A 20873-nucleotide genomic window follows, 5' to 3' on the forward strand; every position below is an offset into this window, starting at 1 on the left:
GTCGCTCCGCACGCCCCCGTCTCCGCGAGGCGGGGGCGTTCGTATGCCTGTACTCCGTCACCGTGGGTGTGCGAGCGGGGGCCCAGCGTGCAAATGGGGAAGAGGTTACTCCTGCCGCGGTGCCCGTTTCAGGGGGTTGCCGAACATGACACAGCGATGATCCGGTCGGACTAAGCTCGCCCCACAGCGCACGAGTTGATGGGTATTCGTGCGCTTGTTCCCAATGATCCCGAAGATGCGGACAATTCCCCCTACAGAGGGTCCACATGGTGCGTGTTCAGTCCCCACCCGGTCGCCGTGAACTTCCCTACGCCCGCGTGCTGTTGCCCCCCGCGATACTGATGGCCGCGGCGAGCGCCGCCGCCGTCGCCGCGGTGCCGGAGGCGGCCCGGCTCGCCGTCGCCGTGTGCGGGGCCGTCGCCACCGTCCTGGTGGTCGCGACGGCGGCCGAGGCGGTGCGCCGCGGCCGTGAGCTGAGCGACCTGCGCGCTGAGCGCAGCCGGCACCTGACCCGCCTCGAACAGCGCGTCGCCGGGTACGCGGAGCAGAACCTGCGGCTCGCCGAGGACTACATCCCCGCATCGGTGCTGCACCTGCGCAAGGGAAGTACACCCTCGGAGGTGAAGGCCCACTACGAGCGGACGGACCCCTGCTTCCGCGGGCTCGACGAGTCCCAGAAGGCCGTGTTCGACCGGATCCTGGAGATCGTCGACCACGAGCAGGACCTGCGCGACTCCTCCCAGCGCTCCTTCGTCAGCGTCGCCCGCCGCATCCAGGCCATCGTCCACCAGCAGAACAAGGAACTGCGGGAGATGGAGGAGGACCACGGCCGCAACCCCGAGGTCTTCGACGACCTCCTGCGCATCGACCACGGCACCGCCCTGATCGGCCGCCTGGCCGACTCCATCGGTGTCCTCGGCGGCGGCCGGCCCAGCCGCCAGTGGCCCCAGCCCGTCCCGCTGTACAGCGTGCTGCGCGGCGCCATGAGCCGCATCCTCGACTACCGCCGCGTCCAGCTCGACTCGATCGCCAAGGTCAACATCCGCGGCATCTCCGTCGAGCCGGTCATCCACGCCTGCGCCGAGCTCATGGACAACGCCACCCGCTACTCGCCGCCGACCAGCAAGGTCCACATCAACGCCGTCGAGGTGCAGACCGGCGTCGCCATCGAGATCGAGGACGCCGGCGTCAGTCTCAGCGAGGAGACCCGCACCAAGGCCGAGGGCATGCTCGAGGCCGCCATGGCCGGTGTCGACCTGCAGGACATCAACGACACCCCGCGGCTCGGCCTCGCCGTCGTGGGCCGCCTGTGCACCGCGTTCAACATGCAGGTCGCGCTGCGCGCCTCCGCGTACGGCGGGGTCCGCGCGGTGCTGATCGTCCCCAGCGAGATGCTCACCGGCGGCCCCACCAGCCTCTACGCCCACGGCATCGGCGCCGCCGCCCTGCCCACGCAACACCTCGGCGACGTGGAGGCCCCCCGGCGCAAGCCGAAGAAGCGCCGGCCCACCAACCCGGTGGTCCCGGCCGACGTGTCCCTGGAGGACGACGTCCCGGTGGTCACCGAGTGGACCCCGCAGGGCCTGCCCCAGCGCCGCAGCAAGGCCACCGTCCCCCTCGTCCAGCGCATCACCGAGGCCTACGCCGCACAGGCCGCCGCCGAGCGCGGCGAGGAGGACATCTGGGCCCGAGCAGAGGAACGGCAGTCGCCGAAGGAGCAGCAGTCCGAGGAGGAGCGGCCCGCGCCCGGCCTGTGGGTCGAGGCGTTCTGGGAGGGGCTGAAGAAGGACAACCCGGGTGTGCACCCGACCGACTTCACCCGCAACCCCACCAAGTACCTGCACCTGATCGACGAGCAGGCCCGACCCGAGGCCGACGACGAGGGGGACCTCACGTGATCCAGCAGCGCGCCAACTTCGACTGGATGCTCAAGGAGCTGTACGACGGCGTCCCGGGCATCGAGATGATCGTGGTGCTCTCGGCGGACGGCCTGCGCATCGCCCGCTACGCCGGCGACCCCGACGCCGCCGACCGCGTGGCCGCCGCCTGCGCCGGACTGCAGAGCCTCGCGAGCGCCGTCGCCCAGGAGATCCCCACCAGCGACGGCGGGATGAATCTGGTGGTGATCGAGATGAACGGCGGCTACTTCTACCTCATGGCGGCCGGCGCCAACGCCTACCTCGCCGTCCTCGCCGACGTGCGCTGCGAACCCGGTCACATGAGCGCGAACATGCGCGACCTCGTCGTGCGGATCGGCTCGCACCTGACCAGCCCGCCCCGGCACACCGGGCAGACCGTATGACCGCTCCGAAACGCCGACGGCGCTACCCCGCACCCCAGCCACCGGTCCCGCCGCCCCCGCCCGGCGCAGCAGCCGACGACGAACCGGCCGGCGAGGCGGAGCGGGAGGGCGAGGGCAAGCAGCCAGAGCGGCTGTTCGTCATCTCCGGCGACGGTGAGCGCGTGCCGCTCGACCTGGTCACCCTGATCGTGGCGCGCGCCGAAGCCCCCTCCCGCGCCACCCCGGAGCAGACCGCGGTGCTGCGGATGTGCGCCGCCCCGCTGTCCGTGGCCGAGATCTCCGCGTACCTGCGGCTGCCGTTCAGCGTGGTGACGGTGCTGATCACCGACCTGCTGACCGCGCGGCTGGTCCAGGCGCGCGCCCCGATCGTCCGGCAGCAGATCCCCGACCGTTCCCTCCTCGAAGCGGTGATGCATGGACTCCAACGCCTCTGACACGATCCCCGGCCCACGGGCCGAGGACCGGCTGCCGCCCACCACCGAGGCCGCGGCGAAGATCGTCATCGTGGGCGGGTTCGGCGTCGGCAAGACCACCATGGTGGGCTCGGTGAGCGAGATCCGGCCGCTCACGACCGAGGAGACCATGACGCAGGCCGGCGTCGGGGTCGACGACGACTTCGGCTCCGCGTCCAAGACCGCCACCACCGTGGCCATGGACTTCGGCCGCATCCGCATCACGGACCAGGTCGTGCTGTACCTGTTCGGCACCCCCGGCCAGGAGCGCTTCTGGTTCCTGTGGAACGGCCTGTTCGAGGGTGCCCTCGGCGCGGTCGTCCTGGTCGACACCCGCCGCCTCGAGGTCAGCTTCGAGGTGATGGGCCGGCTGGAGGAGCGCGGGGTGCCGTTCGTGGTCGGCGTCAACACCTTCCCCGACGGCCCGCGGTACCCGCTGGAGGACCTGCGCGCGGCCCTCGACCTGCCCCCCGAGATCCCGATCGTGGAGTGCGACGTGCGCCGCCGCGCCTCCAGCCGGGACGTGCTGATGACGCTGATGCGGTTCCTGCACTCCCTGACGCTCACCGGCAGCCTCACCTGACACCCCGCACCCGCCGTACGGCCGCCCCGCACGCGCCGCCGTACGACCCCGTCCCGGACCCCGGTCCACCCCGTTCGAAAGCGACCCCCCGTGACGCCTGAACCCCAGTCGACGACAGGTACGCACGCCCCCACCCCCGGCCCGCCGCCCGGCTGCCCCGCCCACGGCCGCGGCCCCGGCGGGCTCCAGCGGCTCTACGGCCCCGGCGCCGAGGACCTCGACCAGCTCTACGAGCGCCTGCGCGAGGAACACGGCCCCGTCGCGCCCGTCCTGCTCCACGACGACGTCCCCATGTGGGTGGTCCTCGGCCACGCCGAGAACCTGCACATGGTGCGCACCCCCTCGCAGTTCACCCGGGACAGCCGCGTCTGGACCCCGCTCGCCGAGGGCATGGTCAGGCCCGACCACCCCCTCATGCCGCACATCGCCTGGCAGCCCATCTGCTCCCACGCCGAGGGCGAGGAGCACAAGCGGCTGCGCGGCGCCGTGAAGGCGGCCCTGGCGACGATCGACCACCGCAGCCTGCGCCGGCACATCTACCGGGCCACGCAGCGCCTGGTGAACGACTTCTGCGAGGACGGACACGCCGACCTGGTCGGCCAGTTCTCCGAGCACCTGCCCATGGCCGTGATCTGCCAGGTCCTCGGCATGCCCGAGGAGTACGACGACCGCATGGTGCACGCCGCCCGCGACGCGCTCAAGGGCACCGAGACCGCCCTCGCCAGCCACGCCTACGTCATGGACGCGCTCAGCCGGCTCACCGCCCGCCGACGTGCCCGGCCCGCCGACGACTTCACCAGCCACCTCGTCACCGACCCCGCCGGGCTGAGCGACGACGAGGTCCGCGAACACCTGCGGCTGGTGCTGTTCGCCGCCTACGAGGCCACCGTCAACCTGCTCTCCAACGTGCTGCGCCGGGTCATCGTCGACCCCCGCTTCTACGCGCGGCTCAACGGCGGCCAGATGACCGTGCCCGAAGCGGTGGAGCAGTCCCTGTGGGACGAGCCGCCGTTCAGCACGATCCTCGGCTACTTCGCCAAGCAGGACACCGAGTTGGGCGGCCAGCGCATCCGCAGGGGCGACGGCCTGCTGTTCGCGCCCGCGCCGGGCAACGTCGACCCGCGCATCCGGCCCGACCGGTCCGCGAGCATGCGGGGCAACCGCTCCCACCTCGCCTTCGGCGGCGGACCGCACGAATGCCCCGGCCAGGACATCGGCCGGGCCATCGCCGACGTCGGCGTCGACGCGCTGCTGACCCGGCTCCCCGACGTGCAACTCGCCGTGGAGGAGAGCGAGCTGCGCTGGACGACCTCCATCGCCTCGCGGCACCTGGTGGCGCTGCCGGTGCGCTTCGCGCCCGCGCCGCAGCAGGAGGTCGTGCTCGGCCCGAGCCTCGGGGTGCTGCCCGAGCAGCGTTCCTCGGGGGCCACCGGGACCCCGCCGCCGGCCGGCCCGCTGCTCGCCGAGCCGGTGGCCGGTCCGGCGGGCGCCGGGTCGCACCAGGAGGCGGCATCCGCCCCTTCGACGGCGCAGACGGCGCAGACGGCACCGGAACCGGAGCCGCGCCCCAACGCCTGGCAGCGGTTCCTGAGCTGGTGGCGCGGCCACTGAGCCGGCGCCCCCTCGGACGTGAGGAGCGGGCCGGGATCAGGCGGGCCCGGCCGGCCCGGTCCCGTCGCCGGCCCACCGCGCGTACGCCGTCCAGGCACCGGGCGTCCGCGCACTGCGCAGCCGGTGGGCGACCCCGGTGACGGGGTCGGTGAACTCCAGCTCGCGGGCGACGAGTTGCAGCGGGCGCCGGAAGTCGCCGGGCGGCACCGGGTCGGCCACCACCGGGTACAGCGGATCGCCGAGCAGTGGCACGCCCAACGCGTTCATGTGGACGCGGAGTTGGTGGGTCTGCCCGGTCTCGGGGGTCAGCCGGTAGCGGGCGAGCCCGTCCGCGCGGTGCTCGACCAGCTCGACACGGGTCACCGCGTTCGGCTCGCCGGGGACCTCCCGGGCGGCCAGCGAGCCGCGCTCCTTGACGATCCGGCTGCGCACGGTGACCGGCAGGGCGAGCGCGGGGTCGTACGGCGCGACCGCCTCGTACACCTTCCGCACCCGGCGGTCGCGGAACAGCGTCTGGTACGCGCCGCGCTCCTCGGGCCGCACCGTGAACAGCACCAGCCCGGCGGTGAGCCGGTCCAGCCGGTGGGCCGCCGTCAGCGTGGGGACGCCCAGCTCGCGGCGCAGCCGGGCCAGCGCGGTCTCGGCCACGTGGCTGCCGCGCGGGGTGGTGGCCAGGAAGTGCGGCTTGTCCGCGACCACGATGTGCTCGTCCCGGTACACCACGGGCACCGGGAACGGCACCGGCACCTCGGCGGGCAGCTCCCGGTGGAACCACACGTACGCCCCCGGCCGGTACGGGGCGTCCGGCGCCACCGGCGTCCCGTCGGCCCCGACGACCAGCCCGGCGTCCAGCAGCGCCTCCACCACGCCGACGCCGGCCCCGCTCAGCCGCTGCACCAGGTGGTCCCGCACGGTCGCCCAGTCCCCGGTGCCGGGCAGCCGCACCCGCACCGGGTCGACCCCGTCGCGCTGCGGCAGCGGGGAGGGCGGGGGAGGGGTACGGCGTCGCACCGTCCCAGCCTACGGGGGTGGCGGGAACCGGCCGGGTCCCGCCGGGGCGGCCGAAAACCACTTGGGCGCCCCGGACGGCGTGGGCAGGATACGGATCATGCCCTTCACCACCGCTCCCGTCCTGCCCGCGGGCACCCTCTCCCGCTCCGCGCAGCCCGTCCTCGCCACCGGCGACGGGCTCCTGCTGCGCCCCTGGCGGGCGGACGACGCCCCCGCCGTCCACGCGGTCTTCCAGGACCCGCTGATGCACCAGTGGCACATCCGGTCGTCCGACTCGGTGGAGGAGGTCGCCGGCTGGATCGAGCAGTGGCGGGAGAGCTGGGCCGCCGAGCGCACCGCCCAGTGGGCCGTCGCCGACGAGGACACCGACCGGGTGCTGGGCCGGGTGGCCCTGCGCACGATCGAGCTGGGGGAGGGGTCGGCCGAGGTGGCGTACTGGACCGCGCCGGACGCGCGCGGCCGGGGTGTCGCGGTGCGTGCCACGGCCGCGCTCACCCGCTGGACCTTCGACGAGATCGGCTTCCACCGGCTGGAGCTGATGCACGCCACCGCCAACGAGTCCTCCTGCCGCGTCGCCACGAAGGCCGGGTTCGCCCTGGAGGGCACCAAGCGCAGCGCCGTCCTGCACCCGGACGGCTGGCACGACATGCACCTGCACGCACGCGTGCGTGAGGACGCGGCGGACTGAGGGTCCAGGGCGCGCGGGGCGGGCCTGCGGCCCTGCGCGGCCCGGTCAGGAGGCCGTCGCGCCGACGGGCTCCTGTTCGGCCTCCACGCGCGCGTTCCACTCCCGCTTCGACGCCTGCCAGCCGTCCTCGTTGTGGCCGAGCCGCCAGTAGCCGGAGATCGACAGGTCCTCGCGGGGGATCTGCCGCTCGACGCGCAGCAGCCGGCGCAGCTCCTTCACGCAGCCGGCCTCGCCGTGCACGAACGCGTGCACCCGGCCCTCGGGGAAGTCCAGCGCCCGCACGGCCTCGACCAGTGCCTCGCCGACCGGGCGCTCGCCCCGGTGCAGCCAGACGATGTCCGCGTCGGAGTCGATCTTCTGCTCCTCCTCGGGCCCGGACACCTCGACGAAGGCGCGGACCGCGGCACCGCCCGGCAGCGACTCCAGCGCGGCCGCGATGGCCGGCAGCGCGCTCTCGTCACCGGCCAGCAGGTGCCAGTCGGCCGCGGGGTCGGGGGCGTAGGCGCCGCCGGGGCCCATGAAGCGGACGGTCTCGCCCGGCTGCACGCGCACCGCCCACGGACCGGCCAGGCCCTCGTCGCCGTGGACGACGAAGTCCAGCGTCAGCTCACGGTGTTCGGGGTCCCAGGCGCGCACGGTGTACGTACGGGTGACGGGCCACTGCTCCCGGGGGAACTCGGCCCGGATCCGCTCCAGGTCGAACGGCTCGGGGTAGGTCACGCCCTCCGCGCCGAACAGCAGCTTGACGTAGTGGTCGGTGCAGTCGCCCGCGCCGAACTCCGCGAGGCCGTCGCCGCCGAGCACCACGCGCTGCATGTGCGGGGTCAGCCGCTCGGTGCGGACGACCTGCGCGGAGTGCGACTTGCGGGGCTTCCGTACCGGACGCTCTGCCATGGCGGCCTCCCAAACTTTGGTTAGGTTCACCTAAGTTAGCACCCGGAAGGGCTCCGCGACCTTCAAGCGCTGGGAAAGGCTAGGCACCCAGCGTCGTCAGCAGCCGGTGCAGTGACCCGCCGAGGCCCCAGCGGGCGCCCAGGTCCGCCACCGCCTGCGGGTCGCGCGGGGTGCGCGGCAGGGCCGTCTCGACCGGCGGCAGCGGTACGTCGCCGGCCACCCGGACGACCTTCGGCGCGACCTCGACGTAGGGCCGCGCCTGGGCGAGGCGCGTGCGCTGGGCCGGGGTGAGCTTCGAGCGGGGGTCGTCGACGGCCGCCATGATCCCCGCGACGTCGCCGAACTGCGCCAGCAGCTTGGCCGCCGTCTTCTCGCCGATCCCCGGCACGCCCGGCAGGCCGTCGCTCGGGTCGCCGCGCAGCAGCGCCAGGTCCGCGTAGCCCGGTCCGTCCACCCCGTACTTCTCGCGCAGCACCGCCTCGTCGGTGATCTGCAGGGTGCCCACGCCCTTCAGCGGGTACAGCACGCGCACCCCGCGCGCGTCGTCCACGAGCTGGTACAGGTCCCGGTCGCCGGTGACGATGTCCACCGGCCCGGTGGCCCGCGCGGTGAACGTGCCGATCACGTCGTCCGCCTCGTAGCCCGCGACGCCCACGCGCGCGATGCCGATCGCGTCGAGCACCGCCTCGATGACCGGGACCTGCGGCGACAGCGTGTCCGGCACCTGCTCCTCGTCCGGCCCGGACGGGTGTTCCTCGGCGACGCGGTGCGCCTTGTAGGAGGGGATGAGGTCGACGCGCCACTGCGGCCGCCAGTCCGCGTCCATGCACGCGACCAGCAGGTCGGGCCGGTGGTCGCGCACCAGCCGGTCGATGAATTCCAGCAGCCCGCGCACCGCGTTGACCGGGGTGCCGTCCGGTGCCTTCACGGACTCGGGCACGCCGAAGTACGCGCGGAAGTAGAGCGAGGCGGTGTCGAGGAGCATCAGTCGTCCGGTCACGCTCGCATCATGCCGCACGGCACCGACAGGCGCGCACGTCCGATGGTGACCCCGCTCACTTGTGTGTTTGCCCTTCGGCCGCTCGGGCAGGCGCGGCGTCGGATCGGCGCCGGCCACACGTTCCCCCCACGTGCGGCAGGCGGCCGTTCTCTTTTCTTGTCCCCCAACGGAGAGGTACGTGTGTCCGCCAGGCTAGAGGCCGACCATCTGTTCAAGGTGTTCGGCAGACGACAGGGCGAGGCAGTCGAGCGGCTCCGCGCGGGAGCCGACCGGGAGGAGCTGCGCGCGGACGGCACCACCGCCGCCGTGATCGACGTCTCCTTCACCGTGGACCCGGGCCAGATCTTCGTCGTCATGGGCCTGTCCGGCTCCGGCAAGTCCACGCTGCTGCGCATGCTCAACGGACTGCTGGAGCCCACCGCCGGGCACGTCCGCTTCGACGGCCGCGACCTGACCGCGCTCGGCGACCGCGAGCTGCGCGAGGTCCGCGCCCGCAAGATCAGCATGGTGTTCCAGCACTTCGCCCTCTTCCCGCACCGCAGCGTCCTCGACAACGCCGCCTACGGCCTCGCCGTGCAGGGAGTGCCCCGCGCCGAGCGCGAGAAACGCGCCGCCCGCGCCCTGGAGCTGTGCGGCCTGGCCGGCTGGGAGACGTCCTGGCCCGACGAGCTGTCCGGCGGCATGCAGCAGCGCGTGGGCCTCGCCCGCGCGCTCGCCACCGACGCCGACCTGCTGCTGATGGACGAGTCCTTCAGCGCCCTGGACCCGCTGATCCGCCGCGACATGCAGGACCAGCTCCTCACGCTCCAGAAGACACTCAAGAAGACCATCGTGTTCATCACCCACGACCTCAACGAGGCCATGCGCCTCGGCGACCGCATCGCCGTGATGCGCGACGGCCGCATCGTGCAGAACGGCACGGCCGAGGACATCCTGCTGCGCCCGGCCGACGACTACGTGGCCTCCTTCATCCAGGACGTCGACCGCTCCCGGGTGCTCACCGCCGGCGCCGTCATGGACACCTCCGTCACGGCGGACGCCCCGCTGTGCCGCTGCGAGACCGCGAGCCCCACGACGCCGTTCGCCGAGCTGTGCGCCATCAGCGCCCGGGTGCCCCACCGCGTCTCGGTCGTGGACGGGGCGGGACGCCTGGTCGGGGTGGTCCCGCAGCAGCGGCTGGTCGGCTTCCTCGGCGACGGGCCCGCCGACCCGGTGCCCTGCGACGCCCCCGACGGGAAGGTGGCCGCGCATGCCTAGGCTCCACCTCGGCGACTGGGTCGACTCCGGCGTCGACTGGCTCGTCGCCCACCTGTCCTGGCTGTTCGACGCGGTCAAGGCCGTCGTCGAAGGCATGTACGACGGCATCGACGCCGTCCTGACCGCCCCGCAGCCACTGCTGCTCGCGGGCATCCTCGCCGTGCTCGCCTGGTGGCTGCGCGGCCTCGTCGCGGGTGTGCTGTCCTTCGCCGGCTTCGCCCTGATCGACTCGCTGGACCTGTGGGACCAGGCGATGTCCACGCTGTCCCTGGTGCTCGTCGCCACGCTGATCGCGCTCGCCGTGTCCCTGCCGCTGGGCATCTGGGCGGCCCGGTCCCGGGCGGTCAGCGCGACCGTCAAGCCCGTCCTGGACCTGCTCCAGACGATGCCGTCGATGGTCCTGCTCATCCCGGCCATCCTGTTCTTCGGCATGGGCGTGCCGGCCGGCGTCGTCGCCACCCTGATCTTTGCCCTGGCCCCCGGCGTGCGCATGACCGAGCTGGGCATCCGCCAGGTCGACGCCGAACTCGTCGAGGCGGCCGAGGCGTTCGGCACGACCCCGCGCGACACGCTGCTGCGCGTCCAGCTGCCGCTCGCCCTGCCCACGATCATGGCGGGCGTGAACCAGGTGATCATGCTGGGCCTGTCGATGGTCGTCATCGCCGGCATGGTCGGCACCGGCGGCCTGGGCGGCGCGGTCAACGAGGCCATCGGCCAGCTCGACATCGGCCTCGGCTTCGAGGCCGGCCTGGGCATCGTCGTCCTCGCCGTCTACCTGGACCGGCTCACCGGCGCGCTCGGCACCCGCCTGTCCCCGCTGGGCCGGCGCGCCGCCGCCAAGGCCCGTACGACCGCGTGGTCCCACCGCCCGCGTCCGGCCGTCGCCGTGGCCTGCGTCGCCGCCCTCGCGCTGGTGGCGGGCGGACTGGGCGTCTTCGGCGGCCCGTCCGGCACCGCCGAGGCCACCGGTGAGAACGTCGGCCGGGGCAAGGAGGTCAAGCTCGGCTACATCCCGTGGGACGAGGGCATCGCCTCCACCTACCTGTGGAAGGAGATCCTCGAACAGCGCGGGTTCGAGGTCACGACCACGCAGTACGCGGCCGGACCCCTCTACACCGGCCTCGCCACCGGCCAGGTCGACGTCCAGACCGACGCCTGGCTGCCCACCACCCACGCCGAGTACTGGCAGAAGTACGGCAAGCGGCTCGACGACCTCGGCCGGTGGTACGGCCCCACCTCCCTGGAGCTCACCGTCCCCTCGTACGTGAAGGACGTGAACTCCCTGGCCGACCTGAGGAACAAGTCCGCCGAGTTCCACGGCAGGATCGTCGGCATCGAGCCCAGCGCGGGCATGATGGGCCTGCTCAAGGACAAGGTGCTCCAGGAGTACGGCCTGAAGGGCTCCTACGAGGTCGTCGACGGCTCGACCCCGGCGATGCTCGCCGAGCTGAAGCGGGCCTACGCCAAGAAGCAGCCGGTCCTCGTCACCCTGTGGTCCCCGCACTGGGCCTATGCCCGGTACGACCTGAAGAAGCTCAAGGACCCGCGGGGCGCCTGGGGCAAGGGCGACGGCGTGCACACGGTCGCCCGCCGGGGCTTCGCCGAGGACAACCCCGAGGCCGGGCGCTGGCTGAAGGACTTCTCCATGACCGAGCAGCAGCTCACCGACCTCGAGGCCCGGATCCAGCAGGCCGGCAAGGGCAAGGAGCAGGACGCCGCGCGCGCCTGGCTCGCCGACCACCCCGGCCTGCTCGACAAGTGGGCGCCGGTCGACGGGGGCGCGGCCGACAGCAAGGCGGCGGCCGCGACCGACAGCAGGGCGGCCGGGTGACCTGACCCACCCGACACCGCCCGGAGGCGGGCCGTGGCGTACGACGACGTACGGTGCGGCCCGCCTCGTGCGTACGGGGGCAGCACGGCAAGGATCCGGCCAACCACGCAGAGCCACGTCGTCACCCGAACTCGGGCGCGTAGGGCGTGCGGACGGCGGTTCGCACCCCGGGAGCGGAACACGGAGAGCCGTCCGTACGCTGAAGTCATCAGGGCAACCGCATCGCCGGGTTCCCGCCCCGGCGACCGTTCGGGGATGATCCACTGGCGCGAACCGGCCGCTGGGACGTCACCCGTCGTGTCGTCGATGTGACGGGCACATGAAACGGTTTGCCGAACATGCGTAGGGTGCAGACAACCGAGCAGAGGCGGTACCCGCGCAGCGGGGCACTCGGACCGCGCAGCGACGGGCGAAGGAGGGAGCCGGAGCGATGGGCGACCACAAGGAACAGCCCCTGCGGGTCGGCGCGGCCGTGCGCCGCCGCCGCCGGGCCCTCGACCTGACCCTCGCCGTCGTGGCCGAGCGCAGCGGCCTGTCGGTGCCCTTCCTGAGCCAGATCGAGAACGACCGGGCGCGCCCCAGCCGCGGGTCCCTGGAGAAGGTCGCCGACGCGCTGCGCACCACGGCTGTCGAACTCCTCGCGGCCGCCGACCCGGCGTGCAGCGTCGACGTCGTGCGCGCTGAGATCGGCGAGCCCGGCCCCGACCCGCAGTCCCGGTCCCTGGTGCGCGGCCACCACCAGATGCACGCCACCGAGTTCACCGGCGACCACGACGCGGGCCGCGAGTTCCAGTTCCGCAACGACCAGTTGATGTACGTCGCGGACGGCGCCGTGGAGATCGAGGCCGAGGGCCGCGCCTACCGCCTGGGCCGCGGCGACACCCTGTACCTGACCGGCGGGGTCCGCCACCGCTGGCGGGCCACGGTGGCGGACACCCGGGTGGTGGTCGTCGCCGTCGCCGAGCACATCGAGGCGGTGCGGGACCGCAAGCGCCGGTGAGGGTCGTCTCCCTCGTCCCCTCCCTGACCGAGGCGATCGCCGTGACGCTGCCGGGGGCCCTGGCCGGCGCCACCGACTGGTGCAGCCACCCGGCCGGCCTCGACGTCATCCGCGTCGGCGGCACCAAGAACCCCGACACCGACCGCATCGCCGCCCTCGCCCCGGACCTGGTGGTGGCCAACGAGGAGGAGAACCGCCCGGACGACCTCGCCGCCCTGCGCGCGGCGGGCCTGCCCGTCCTGGTGACCGAGGTGCGCGACGTCCCCGCGGCCTTCCGCGAACTGGAGCGCGTGCTGCGGGCCTGCGGCGCCGGCGGCCGCCCGCGCTGGCTGGACGAGGCGGAGGTGGCCTGGACGGACCTCGCCCCGCCCCCGCGCCGCACGACGGCCGTCGTGCCGGTCTGGCGCCGGCCGTGGATGGTGCTGGGCCGCGACACCTTCGCCGGGGACGTGCTGGCCCGGCTGGGCGTGGACCACCTGTACGCCGGCCACGCGGAGCGCTACCCGAGGGTCCCGCTGGACGAGCTGCGCGCCGCGCGCCCCGACCTGGTGGTCCTCCCCGACGAGCCTTACCGCTTCACCCCCGACGACGGGCCCGAGGCGTTCCCCGGCCTGCCCTGCGCGCTGGTCGGCGGTCGGCACCTGACCTGGTACGGCCCCTCGCTCACCGAGGCGCCCCGGGTGCTGGGCGCGGCCCTGCGAGCAGCGCGCCGCTGAGCAGCCCGCCCGCGGTGCGCACGGCGGCGACGCCCCAGGCGCCGACCAGCAGGGCGTACAGCGCGACCGCGAGCACGCCGTAGACGACCAGCCCGGTGTGCCGGGCCAGCGCCGCCGCGCCGGTGACGCAGGTGCCGACCGGGAAGGTGAACGCCCACCAGGTCATCGAGAAGCCCATGCCGTGCCGCCGCGCCCGCACCACGTGCGCCGTGGCCAGGCCCAGCCACAGCAGGGCGAAGCCGGTCACCGGGACGCCGTACAGCACGGCCAGCACCCGGAAGCCGTCGGCGTACGGGGCGGGCACGACACCCGGCGCCACGTCCGCGAAGCGCCCCACCGCGGTGGTGGACTGGCCCAGCGGGCCGAGCACCAGGAACAGCGTCGGCGTGAGGGCGAGCGGCAGCGGGCCACGGGTGACCAGCCGGGCGAAGACCAGCGGCAGCATCAGGAAGGTCGCCAGCAGGCTCAGCCCGAACAGCGCGACACAGCCCAGCAGCAGCGTCGCCCGGGCCTGCCCGGCCGGGAGGTACGGCACCAGCGCCGGCCCGAGCGCCGCCGACACCATCGGCGCCACCAGCGGCAGCAGCCACACCGGCGTCGCCTGCCCCGGCTCGACGGCCCTGGGCCGCTGCCGTACGGCCATGAGGTACGGCACGGCGACGGCGGCCGCGAGCCCCACGGCCGTACCCGCGCCGAACAGCACGGCGTCCAGGGCGACGGCCGGTCCGGTCCCGATCCACTCCCGGCCCACGCCCAGCGCGCCGCCCCCGACCGCGAGCAGGGCCATGGCGAGGCAGCCGTAGAAGGGCGCGGCCGACGGGTCGAGGAGGTGGGCGCGGGCCTGGTCGCGGTGGTGGGCCCAGTGCAGTCCCCGCGCCACGAGGAGCACCACCAGCAGGACCAGGGAGAGGGCCCAGACGGCCGCCCAGGCCGTGCCCAGCCCCGGCAGCCGCAGGGGGAGCGCGGCGCCGGCCGTGGCCACGATCGCGGTGCCCATCACGCACGCGTACCAGTTCGGGCCGAGGTGCCGCAGGGCGGGCAGGCGCGGGGCGGGACGGACGGCGGGGGAGCGGCCGGGAGAGGGGGCGAGGGGCTGGGCTGCGGTGACCATGCCTCCACGCTGCCGTCGCGATCGCTCCGCGACCAGGGAGGACGTCTCTATGAGGGCATAAGCTGGTCTTATGACTGAGGGGCAGGCGGGAGCGGCCGGAACCGAGCACCGGTCCGCGGCGGGCGGCGCGGCGGGGCCCGGGCGCCCGCCGGCCGGCTCGCTGGCGCACCGCGTCCCCGACCTCGGCGCACTGGAGCTGCTGCTGGCCGTGGCGCGGCTGGGCAGTCTCGGGGCGGCGGCGCGCGAGGTGGGAATCACCCAGCCCGCCGCCAGCAGCCGCCTCCGGTCGATGGAGCGGCAGCTCGGGGTGGCGCTGGTGGACCGCTCGCCGCGCGGCTCCCGGCTCACCGACGCCGGGGCGCTGGTCACGGACTGGGCGCGGCGGGTCGTCGAGGCGGCGGAGGCGTTCGACGCGGGCGCCCAGGCGCTGCGCGACCGGCGCGACTCACGGCTCCGGGTCGCGGCGAGCATGACCATCGCCGAGTACCTGCTGCCGGGCTGGCTGCTCGCGCTGCGCGCCCAGCGGCCCGACACGGCCGTGTCCCTGTTGGCCGGGAACTCCACCGCGGTGGCGGAGCGGCTGCTGACGGGCGAGGCGGACCTGGGGTTCGTGGAGGGGCTGACGGTCCCGGCGGGCCTGGACTCGGTCGTGGTCGCCCACGACCGGCTGATCGTGGTGACGGCCCCGGGCCACCCGTGGGCCCGCCGCCGATCCCCCCTGTCCGCCGCCGAGCTGTCCGCCACGCCCCTGATCCTCCGCGAGAAGGGCTCGGGCACCCGCCAGGTGCTGGACGCGGCCCTCGGCGGGCTGGCCCGTCCCCTGATCGAGCTGTCCTCGACGACGGCGGTCAAGGCGGCGGCGGTCGGCGGCGCGGGGCCCTCCGTGCTGAGCGAGCTGGTGGTCCGGGAGGAGCTGGCCGTGCGGCGCCTGGTGGCGGTCCCGGTGGCCGACCTGTCCCTGACCCGGGACCTGCGGGCGGTCTGGCCGACCGGCCACCGCCCGACGGGCCCGGCCCGAGACCTGCTGACGCTCACGCGCACGTGACGCCACCAACCTTCACGCGCACGTGACGCCACCGGCCTCCACGCGCGTGCCCCGCAGCCGCGCCTGAGCGCGGGCGCCTTCACGCGCGCGTGGCCCTCAGCCGCACCTGAGCCCGCCGGCCCTCACGCGCGCGTGCCCCAGCGGGCCGCCCGGTCGACCAGGGCCCGCATCACCCGCACGTCGTCCCCCATCTCCGGATGCCACTGCACCCCGAGGACCCAGCCCTCCCCGGCCGGCCCCGTCTCCCCGGTGCCCCACTCCACGGCCTCGACCGTGCCGTCCTCGGCGTACGCCGACGGGACCAGGCCCCGGCCGAGCCGGTCCACCGCCTGGTGGTGGAAGGTCGGCACCGCGGTCTGCTCCGGGACCACCCGCGCGTACACCGTGCCCGGCACCGGCTCGACCGGGTGCCTGCCGAAGACGCCCGGCACCTCCGCGTGCCCGTCGACGTGCTGCACCAGCGTCCCGCCGAGGGCGACGTTCAGCAGCTGCATGCCCCGGCAGATGCCGAGCAGCGGCACCCGCGCCGCCAGCGCGGCCCCGATCAGCGCGAGTTCCCAGGCGTCCCGTTCCCGTGCGGGCGGCCCGGTGCGGGGGTCGGCGTCGGCGCCGTAGCGCACCGGCTCCACGTCCGGACCGCCCGCGATCACCAGCCCGTCCAGGCGGGCCACGGCCGCCTCGGCGTGCTCGGGCGCGTCGGGCGGGAGCATCGCCGCGAGGCCCCCGGCCCGCTGCACGAGCCGTGGGTACCCGGCCGGCAGCAGCGCGGCCTCGAGCTGCCACACGCGCCACCGGGTCCCGGCCTCCAGGTACGTGCTCACACCGATCAACGGTCGCCCGGCCATGCGCTCTCCCGAGGGTGCCTCAGCGGACTGTCTCCGCACCGACTGTCTCCGTAATGGACTGCCCGTGAACCTTTGGGTCCCGTACGGCCGCGCCGGCGTGCGTCCGGCTCACGTCAGGAACCCCCTGAGCAGCGCCGCCGTCCCCGCGCAGTGCTCGCGCATGATCTCGCGCGCGCCGTCGGCGTCGCCGTCCAGCACCGCCTCCACCAGCGCGTCGTGCTGGCGCTGCGAGTGCTCCAGGTTGCGCACCAGCAGCGGGATGCAGTCCAGCAGGTCGTTCACCGTGGCCCGGACCGCCGCGTACTGCGCGGCCAGCGTCGGCGAGCCGGACAGTCCGGCCAGCGTGAGGTGGAGCAGGGTGTCACGCCGGCGGTAGTCGGCCAGCGGGGCGTCACGCGTCGCGGCGAGCGCCGCCCGCAGCCGCCCCGCCCGCTCCCCGTCCGTGCCGTGGGCCGCGCACAGCCCGGCCGCGCCGACCTCCAGCACCTCGCGGAACCGCAGCACGTCCTCCACGTCGACCCCGGCCACCCGCCGGCGCAGCTCGTCCTCGCCGCCCGCCGCGCCGCCCCGGGGGCGCGGCAGCACGAACGTGCCGCCGTAGCGGCCCCGCCGGGACTCCACCAGCCCCTGGTCCTGGAGCACCTTCAGCACCTCCCGCAGCGTCACCCGGCTGATCCCCAGCCGCTCCGCGAGGTCCCGCTCGGCCGGCAGCCGCCCGCCGTCCGGCACCAGGCCCAGCCGCACCACCTGCAGGATCTGCTCCAGTGCCTCCTCGAAGCCGTTGCCCGCCCGCACCGGCCGCAGCACCGGCGTCAACCGGTCCGGCGCCGTGTCACCCGCATCCCCGGGCATCCGGCCGCGCCCCCTTCCCAAGCAATGGTTCCACGCCATACCTTATGGCTTCCGGTCGGCGGAAGCAGCCGAAGCCCCGAAGGAGGCCCTCCCGTGGCAGACCGCACACCCCCGCTCTCCGTCGAGGAGCTGTACGCCCTCGTCGCGAGCGGTGAGCTCGACACCGTCGTCCTGGCCTTCCCCGACATGCAGGGGCGGCTCCAGGGCAAGCGGTTCGCCGCCCGCTTCTTCCTCGACGAGGTCCTCCACCACGGCACCGAGGGCTGCAACTACCTCCTCGCGGTCGACGTCGAGATGAACACCGTCGACGGCTACGCGATGTCCTCCTGGGACCGCGGCTACGGCGACTTCGCCCTGCACCCGGACCTGTCCACGCTGCGCCGCATCCCCTGGCACCCGGGCACCGCCCTGGCCGTCGCCGACCTCGCCTGGGGCGACGGCTCACCCGTCGTCGCCGCGCCCCGGCAGATCCTGCGCCGCCAGCTGGAGCGCCTCGCCGAGCTGGGCCTCACCGCCCAGGTGGGCACCGAGCTGGAGTTCATCGTCTTCAAGGAGACCTACGAGCAGGCCTGGGACGCCGGCTACCGGGGCCTGACCCCGGCCAACCAGTACAACGTCGACTACTCCGTCCTCGGCACCGGCCGCATCGAACCCCTGCTGCGCCGCATCCGCAACGAGATGGCCGGCGCCGGCCTCACCGTGGAGTCCGCCAAGGGCGAGTGCAACCCCGGCCAGCACGAGATCGCCTTCCGCTACGACGAGGCCCTGGTCGCCTGCGACCAGCACGCGCTCTACAAGACCGGCGCCAAGGAGATCGCCGCCCAGGAGGGCGTCTCGCTCACCTTCATGGCCAAGTACAACGAGCGCGAGGGCAACTCCTGCCACATCCACCTCTCGCTCGCCGACGCCGACGGCCGCAACGCCATGGCCGGGGACGGCGAGGACGGCATGTCCCCGGTGATGCGGCACTTCCTCGCCGGCCAGCTCGCCGCCCTGCGCGACTTCTCCCTGCTGTACGCGCCGCACATCAACTCCTACAAGCGGTTCCAGCCCGGCTCGTTCGCGCCGACCGCCGTCGCCTGGGGCCACGACAACCGCACCTGCGCGCTGCGCGTGGTCGGCCACGGCCGCTCGCTGCGCTTCGAGAACCGGCTGCCCGGCGGCGACGTCAACCCCTACCTCGCCGTCTCCGGCCTGGTCGCGGCCGGACTGTACGGCGTCGAGCACGAGCTGGAGCTGCCCGAGCCCTGCGCCGGCAACGCCTACGCCGCCGACTTCGCGCACGTGCCCACCACCCTGCGCGAGGCCGCCGAGCTGTGGGCCGGCAGCCCCGTCGCCCGGGCCGCGTTCGGCGACGAGGTGGTCGCCCACTACCACAACATGGCCCGCGTCGAGCTGGACGCCTTCGGCGCCGCGGTCACCGACTGGGAGCTGCGCCGCTCCTTCGAACGCCTGTGAGGCCCCCCGTGCCCGCCGCCCCCGCACCCGCCCTCGACGTCCTGAACCCCGCGACCGAGGAGGTCCTCGCCACCGTCCCGGTCGCCACCGCGGCCGACGTGGACGCGGCCGTCTCCCGGGCGCACCGCGCGCAGACGACGTGGGCCGCCCTGGCGCCCGCGGACCGCGCCCGCCTGCTGCGCCGGTTCGCCGCCGTCGTCGACGAACACCTCGAGGAGCTGGCCCGGCTGGAGGTCCGGGAGGCCGGGCACACCCTCGGCAACGCTCGCTGGGAGGCGGGCAACGTCCGCGACCTGCTCGACTACGCGGCCGGGGGAGTGGAGCGGCTGACCGGCCGTCAGATCCCGGTGGCGGGCGGGCTCGACGTCACCATCCTGGAGCCGCTGGGCGTGGTCGGCGTCATCGCGCCCTGGAACTTCCCCCTGCCCATCGCCGCCTGGGGCACCGCCCCCGCGCTCGCGGCGGGCAACGCCGTCCTCCTCAAACCGGCCGAGACGACCCCCCTGACGGCCCTGCGCCTCGCCGAACTAGCCCTGGCGGCGGGCCTGCCCGAGGGGCTGTTCCAGGTCCTCCCCGGACACGGGCCCGTCACCGGCGACGCGCTGGTCGAGCACCCGGGCGTCGCCAAGATCGTGTTCACCGGGTCGACGGCCGTGGGCCGGCAGGTGCTGGCGAAGGGCTCGGCCCGGCTGAAGCGGGTCACCCTCGAACTCGGCGGCAAGAGCCCCAACATCGTCTTCGCCGACGCCGACCTCCGGGCCGCCGCGGACCCCTTCTCCTTTCTCGACAACGCCGGCCAGGACTGCTGCGCCCGCACCCGCATCCTGGTCCAGCAGCCCGTGTACGACGAGGTCGCGGCCCTCCTCGCCGACGCGCTGGCCGCCGTCGTGGTCGGCGACCCGGCCGACGAGAAGACCCAGATGGGCCCGCTCATCTCACGCCGCCAGCTCGACCGGGTCCGCGGGTACGTCCCCGAGGACGCCCCCGCCCTGCGCGGCAGCGCACCCGACGGCCCGGGCTTCTGGTTCCCGCCGACCGTCCTGACCGGCGAACGGCCCGACTCCGCCGCCGCCCGCGAGGAGATCTTCGGCCCCGTCGCCGTGCTGCTCCCCTTCACCGACGAGCAGGACGCCGTCCGCCTCGCCAACGACACCCCGTACGGCCTGTCGGGCTCCGTCTGGACCCGTGACCTCGGGCGCGCCCTGCGCGTCTCGCGTGCCGTGCGGGCCGGGAACCTCTCCGTCAACTCCCACTCCAGCGTGCGCTACTCGACGCCGTTCGGCGGCTTCAAGCAGTCCGGCCTCGGCCGGGAGCTGGGCCCGGACGCCCTGACCGCGTTCACCGAGACCAAGAACGTTTTCCTCAGCACGGAGGCCTGAGCCGCATGACCGAAGCACAGATCTGCCGCCGCCTGGTCGGCCGCACCGCCGTCGTCACCGGGGCCGGCAGCGGCATCGGCCTCGCCGCCGCTCGCCGGCTCGCCGCCGAGGGCGCCCACGTGGTCTGCGGCGACATCGACGAGACCAGCGGCAAGGCCGCCGCCGAGGAGGTCGGCGGCACCTTCGTCAAGGTCGACGTCACCGACCCCGAGCAGGTGGAGGCGCTGTTCCGGACGGCGTACGAGACCTACGGCAGCGTCGACGTCGCCTTCAACAACGCCGGCATCTCCCCGCCCGACGACGACTCCATCCTGGAGACCGGCCTGGAGGCGTGGAAGCGCGTCCAGGAGGTCAACCTCACCTCCGTCTACCTGTGCTGCAAGGCGGCCCTGCCGTACATGCGGCGCCAGGGCCGGGGCTCGATCATCAACACCGCGTCGTTCGTGGCCCGGATGGGCGCGGCCACCAGCCAGATCTCCTACACCGCGTCCAAGGGCGGCGTGCTCGCCATGTCCCGCGAACTGGGCGTGCAGTTCGCCCGGGAGGGCATCCGCGTCAACGCCCTGTGCCCGGGGCCGGTCAACACCCCTTTGCTGCGGGAGCTGTTCGCCAAGGACCCGGAGCGGGCCGCGCGCCGGCTGGTGCACATCCCGGTCGGCCGGTTCGCCGAGGCCGAGGAGATCGCCGCCGCCGTCGCCTTCCTGGCCAGCGACGACTCCTCGTTCGTCAACGCCACCGACTTCCTGGTGGACGGCGGCATCTCCGGGGCGTACGTCACCCCGCTGTAAGGGCGCCGGGAGCCGGGGCGCCGGGAGCCGGACGCCGGGAGCCGGGGCGC

At 74.3% G+C, this 20873-nt stretch carries 20 protein-coding genes; 14 read left to right on the plus strand and 6 right to left on the minus strand.

The genetic code is table 11. The features are described from left to right. Window positions 1–266: 266 nt before the first annotated feature. The 5 genes from E4U92_RS22050 (at window position 267) to E4U92_RS22070 (ending at window position 4948) form a co-directional block, all read left to right on the plus strand. Window positions 267–1898 carry a histidine kinase gene (locus E4U92_RS22050; RefSeq protein ID WP_174863971.1) on the plus strand — a complete coding sequence of 544 codons (1632 nt, stop codon included), beginning with the start codon at window positions 267–269 and terminating at the stop codon, window positions 1896–1898. Further along, window positions 1895–2302 (plus strand): roadblock/LC7 domain-containing protein, encoded by a 408-nt coding sequence (locus E4U92_RS22055; protein ID WP_137302172.1) that lies wholly within the window; start codon window positions 1895–1897, stop codon window positions 2300–2302. Before E4U92_RS22050 ends, E4U92_RS22055 begins: the two co-directional genes overlap by 4 nt. Beyond that, window positions 2299–2736: a DUF742 domain-containing protein gene (locus E4U92_RS22060; protein ID WP_137302173.1), complete on the plus strand. Its 438-nt coding sequence runs from the start codon at window positions 2299–2301 to the stop codon at window positions 2734–2736. The genes E4U92_RS22055 and E4U92_RS22060 overlap by 4 nt, the downstream gene beginning before the upstream one ends. Further along, on the plus strand, window positions 2717–3337 hold the full coding sequence (locus E4U92_RS22065; protein WP_137302174.1) for a GTP-binding protein: 621 nt from the start codon (window positions 2717–2719) through the stop codon (window positions 3335–3337). The genes E4U92_RS22060 and E4U92_RS22065 overlap by 20 nt, the downstream gene beginning before the upstream one ends. Window positions 3338–3427: 90 nt before the next feature. Then, on the plus strand, window positions 3428–4948 hold the full coding sequence (locus E4U92_RS22070; protein WP_137302175.1) for a cytochrome P450: 1521 nt from the start codon (window positions 3428–3430) through the stop codon (window positions 4946–4948). 36 nt (window positions 4949–4984) lie between these two features. On the opposite strand, the gene E4U92_RS22075 is transcribed toward E4U92_RS22070, so the two are convergent. Further along, window positions 4985–5959, minus strand: a complete 975-nt coding sequence (locus tag E4U92_RS22075) for a pseudouridine synthase (protein ID WP_137302176.1) — start codon at window positions 5957–5959, stop codon at window positions 4985–4987. 97 nt (window positions 5960–6056) lie between these two features. Between E4U92_RS22075 and E4U92_RS22080 the strand changes: the two genes are divergently transcribed. Then, the gene (locus E4U92_RS22080) at window positions 6057–6647 is read left to right on the plus strand and encodes a GNAT family N-acetyltransferase (RefSeq protein WP_137302177.1); all 591 of its coding nucleotides are present in this window, start codon (window positions 6057–6059) and stop codon (window positions 6645–6647) included. Window positions 6648–6692: 45 nt separating this feature from the next. On the opposite strand, the gene E4U92_RS22085 is transcribed toward E4U92_RS22080, so the two are convergent. Beyond that, on the minus strand, window positions 6693–7541 hold the full coding sequence (locus E4U92_RS22085; protein ID WP_137302178.1) for a siderophore-interacting protein: 849 nt from the start codon (window positions 7539–7541) through the stop codon (window positions 6693–6695). A gap of 79 nt (window positions 7542–7620) precedes the next feature. After that, window positions 7621–8541: a 5'-3' exonuclease gene (locus E4U92_RS22090; RefSeq protein WP_229862672.1), complete on the minus strand. Its 921-nt coding sequence runs from the start codon at window positions 8539–8541 to the stop codon at window positions 7621–7623. Between the two features lie 180 nt (window positions 8542–8721). On the opposite strand from E4U92_RS22090, the gene E4U92_RS22095 reads away from it, so the two are divergent. The 4 genes from E4U92_RS22095 to E4U92_RS22110 all read left to right on the plus strand — a co-directional run bounded on the left by E4U92_RS22095 (window position 8722) and on the right by E4U92_RS22110 (window position 13345). Then, window positions 8722–9798 carry a quaternary amine ABC transporter ATP-binding protein gene (locus E4U92_RS22095; RefSeq protein WP_174863973.1) on the plus strand — a complete coding sequence of 359 codons (1077 nt, stop codon included), beginning with the start codon at window positions 8722–8724 and terminating at the stop codon, window positions 9796–9798. Next, the gene (locus E4U92_RS22100) at window positions 9791–11629 is read left to right on the plus strand and encodes an ABC transporter permease/substrate binding protein (RefSeq protein WP_137302179.1); all 1839 of its coding nucleotides are present in this window, start codon (window positions 9791–9793) and stop codon (window positions 11627–11629) included. The genes E4U92_RS22095 and E4U92_RS22100 overlap by 8 nt, the downstream gene beginning before the upstream one ends. Before the next feature lie 430 nt (window positions 11630–12059). Beyond that, window positions 12060–12629, plus strand: coding sequence for a helix-turn-helix domain-containing protein (locus E4U92_RS22105; RefSeq protein ID WP_137302180.1), 570 nt, complete (start codon window positions 12060–12062; stop codon window positions 12627–12629). Continuing rightward, window positions 12626–13345 (plus strand): helical backbone metal receptor, encoded by a 720-nt coding sequence (locus E4U92_RS22110; RefSeq protein ID WP_137302181.1) that lies wholly within the window; start codon window positions 12626–12628, stop codon window positions 13343–13345. The genes E4U92_RS22105 and E4U92_RS22110 overlap by 4 nt, the downstream gene beginning before the upstream one ends. On the opposite strand, the gene E4U92_RS22115 is transcribed toward E4U92_RS22110, so the two are convergent. Next, a complete protein-coding gene (locus tag E4U92_RS22115; RefSeq protein WP_137302182.1) occupies window positions 13293–14456 on the minus strand; it encodes a TDT family transporter in 1164 nt (387 codons plus the stop codon). The genes E4U92_RS22110 and E4U92_RS22115 overlap by 53 nt on opposite strands. Window positions 14457–14526: 70 nt before the next feature. On the opposite strand from E4U92_RS22115, the gene E4U92_RS22120 reads away from it, so the two are divergent. Beyond that, window positions 14527–15501, plus strand: coding sequence for a LysR family transcriptional regulator (locus E4U92_RS22120; RefSeq protein WP_229862675.1), 975 nt, complete (start codon window positions 14527–14529; stop codon window positions 15499–15501). A gap of 122 nt (window positions 15502–15623) precedes the next feature. Here the strand turns inward: E4U92_RS22120 and E4U92_RS22125 are convergent, their stop codons facing one another. Both E4U92_RS22125 and E4U92_RS22130 read right to left on the minus strand, forming a co-directional pair. Continuing rightward, window positions 15624–16346, minus strand: a complete 723-nt coding sequence (locus E4U92_RS22125; RefSeq protein ID WP_137302183.1) for a gamma-glutamyl-gamma-aminobutyrate hydrolase family protein — start codon at window positions 16344–16346, stop codon at window positions 15624–15626. Between the two features lie 108 nt (window positions 16347–16454). Continuing rightward, window positions 16455–17198 (minus strand): FadR/GntR family transcriptional regulator, encoded by a 744-nt coding sequence (locus tag E4U92_RS22130; protein ID WP_137302184.1) that lies wholly within the window; start codon window positions 17196–17198, stop codon window positions 16455–16457. A gap of 93 nt (window positions 17199–17291) precedes the next feature. Between E4U92_RS22130 and E4U92_RS22135 the strand changes: the two genes are divergently transcribed. From E4U92_RS22135 to E4U92_RS22145, 3 genes are read left to right on the plus strand one after another with little or no spacing between them, the layout of a single operon-like run. Beyond that, window positions 17292–18656, plus strand: coding sequence for a glutamine synthetase family protein (locus E4U92_RS22135; protein ID WP_137302185.1), 1365 nt, complete (start codon window positions 17292–17294; stop codon window positions 18654–18656). 8 nt (window positions 18657–18664) lie between these two features. Then, window positions 18665–20035, plus strand: a complete 1371-nt coding sequence (locus tag E4U92_RS22140) for an aldehyde dehydrogenase family protein (RefSeq protein WP_137302186.1) — start codon at window positions 18665–18667, stop codon at window positions 20033–20035. Window positions 20036–20040: 5 nt separating this feature from the next. Next, a complete protein-coding gene (locus E4U92_RS22145) occupies window positions 20041–20823 on the plus strand; it encodes a 3-oxoacyl-ACP reductase (protein WP_067235268.1) in 783 nt (260 codons plus the stop codon). Window positions 20824–20873 lie beyond the last annotated feature (50 nt).

The sequence above is a fragment of the Streptomyces galbus genome, assembly GCF_005280195.1.
In the GTDB taxonomy this organism is placed as follows: Bacteria; Actinomycetota; Actinomycetes; order Streptomycetales; family Streptomycetaceae; genus Streptomyces; species Streptomyces galbus.

Bases quoted from the DNA above. Each gene is read 5' to 3' on its own strand.
- E4U92_RS22115 (WP_137302182.1), bottom strand. From the start codon at position 14,456: ATGGTCACCGCAGCCCAGCCCCTCGCCCCCTCTCCCGGCCGCTCCCCC.
- E4U92_RS22080 (WP_137302177.1), top strand. From the start codon at position 6,057: ATGCCCTTCACCACCGCTCCCGTCCTGCCCGCGGGCACCCTCTCCCGC.
- E4U92_RS22060 (WP_137302173.1), top strand. From the start codon at position 2,299: ATGACCGCTCCGAAACGCCGACGGCGCTACCCCGCACCCCAGCCACCG.
- E4U92_RS22105 (WP_137302180.1), top strand. From the start codon at position 12,060: ATGGGCGACCACAAGGAACAGCCCCTGCGGGTCGGCGCGGCCGTGCGC.
- E4U92_RS22050 (WP_174863971.1), top strand. From the start codon at position 267: ATGGTGCGTGTTCAGTCCCCACCCGGTCGCCGTGAACTTCCCTACGCC.
- E4U92_RS22065 (WP_137302174.1), top strand. From the start codon at position 2,717: ATGGACTCCAACGCCTCTGACACGATCCCCGGCCCACGGGCCGAGGAC.
- E4U92_RS22085 (WP_137302178.1), bottom strand. From the start codon at position 7,541: ATGGCAGAGCGTCCGGTACGGAAGCCCCGCAAGTCGCACTCCGCGCAG.
- E4U92_RS22145 (WP_067235268.1), top strand. From the start codon at position 20,041: ATGACCGAAGCACAGATCTGCCGCCGCCTGGTCGGCCGCACCGCCGTC.
- E4U92_RS22120 (WP_229862675.1), top strand. From the start codon at position 14,527: ATGACTGAGGGGCAGGCGGGAGCGGCCGGAACCGAGCACCGGTCCGCG.
- E4U92_RS22130 (WP_137302184.1), bottom strand. From the start codon at position 17,198: ATGCCCGGGGATGCGGGTGACACGGCGCCGGACCGGTTGACGCCGGTG.
- E4U92_RS22125 (WP_137302183.1), bottom strand. From the start codon at position 16,346: ATGGCCGGGCGACCGTTGATCGGTGTGAGCACGTACCTGGAGGCCGGG.
- E4U92_RS22100 (WP_137302179.1), top strand. From the start codon at position 9,791: ATGCCTAGGCTCCACCTCGGCGACTGGGTCGACTCCGGCGTCGACTGG.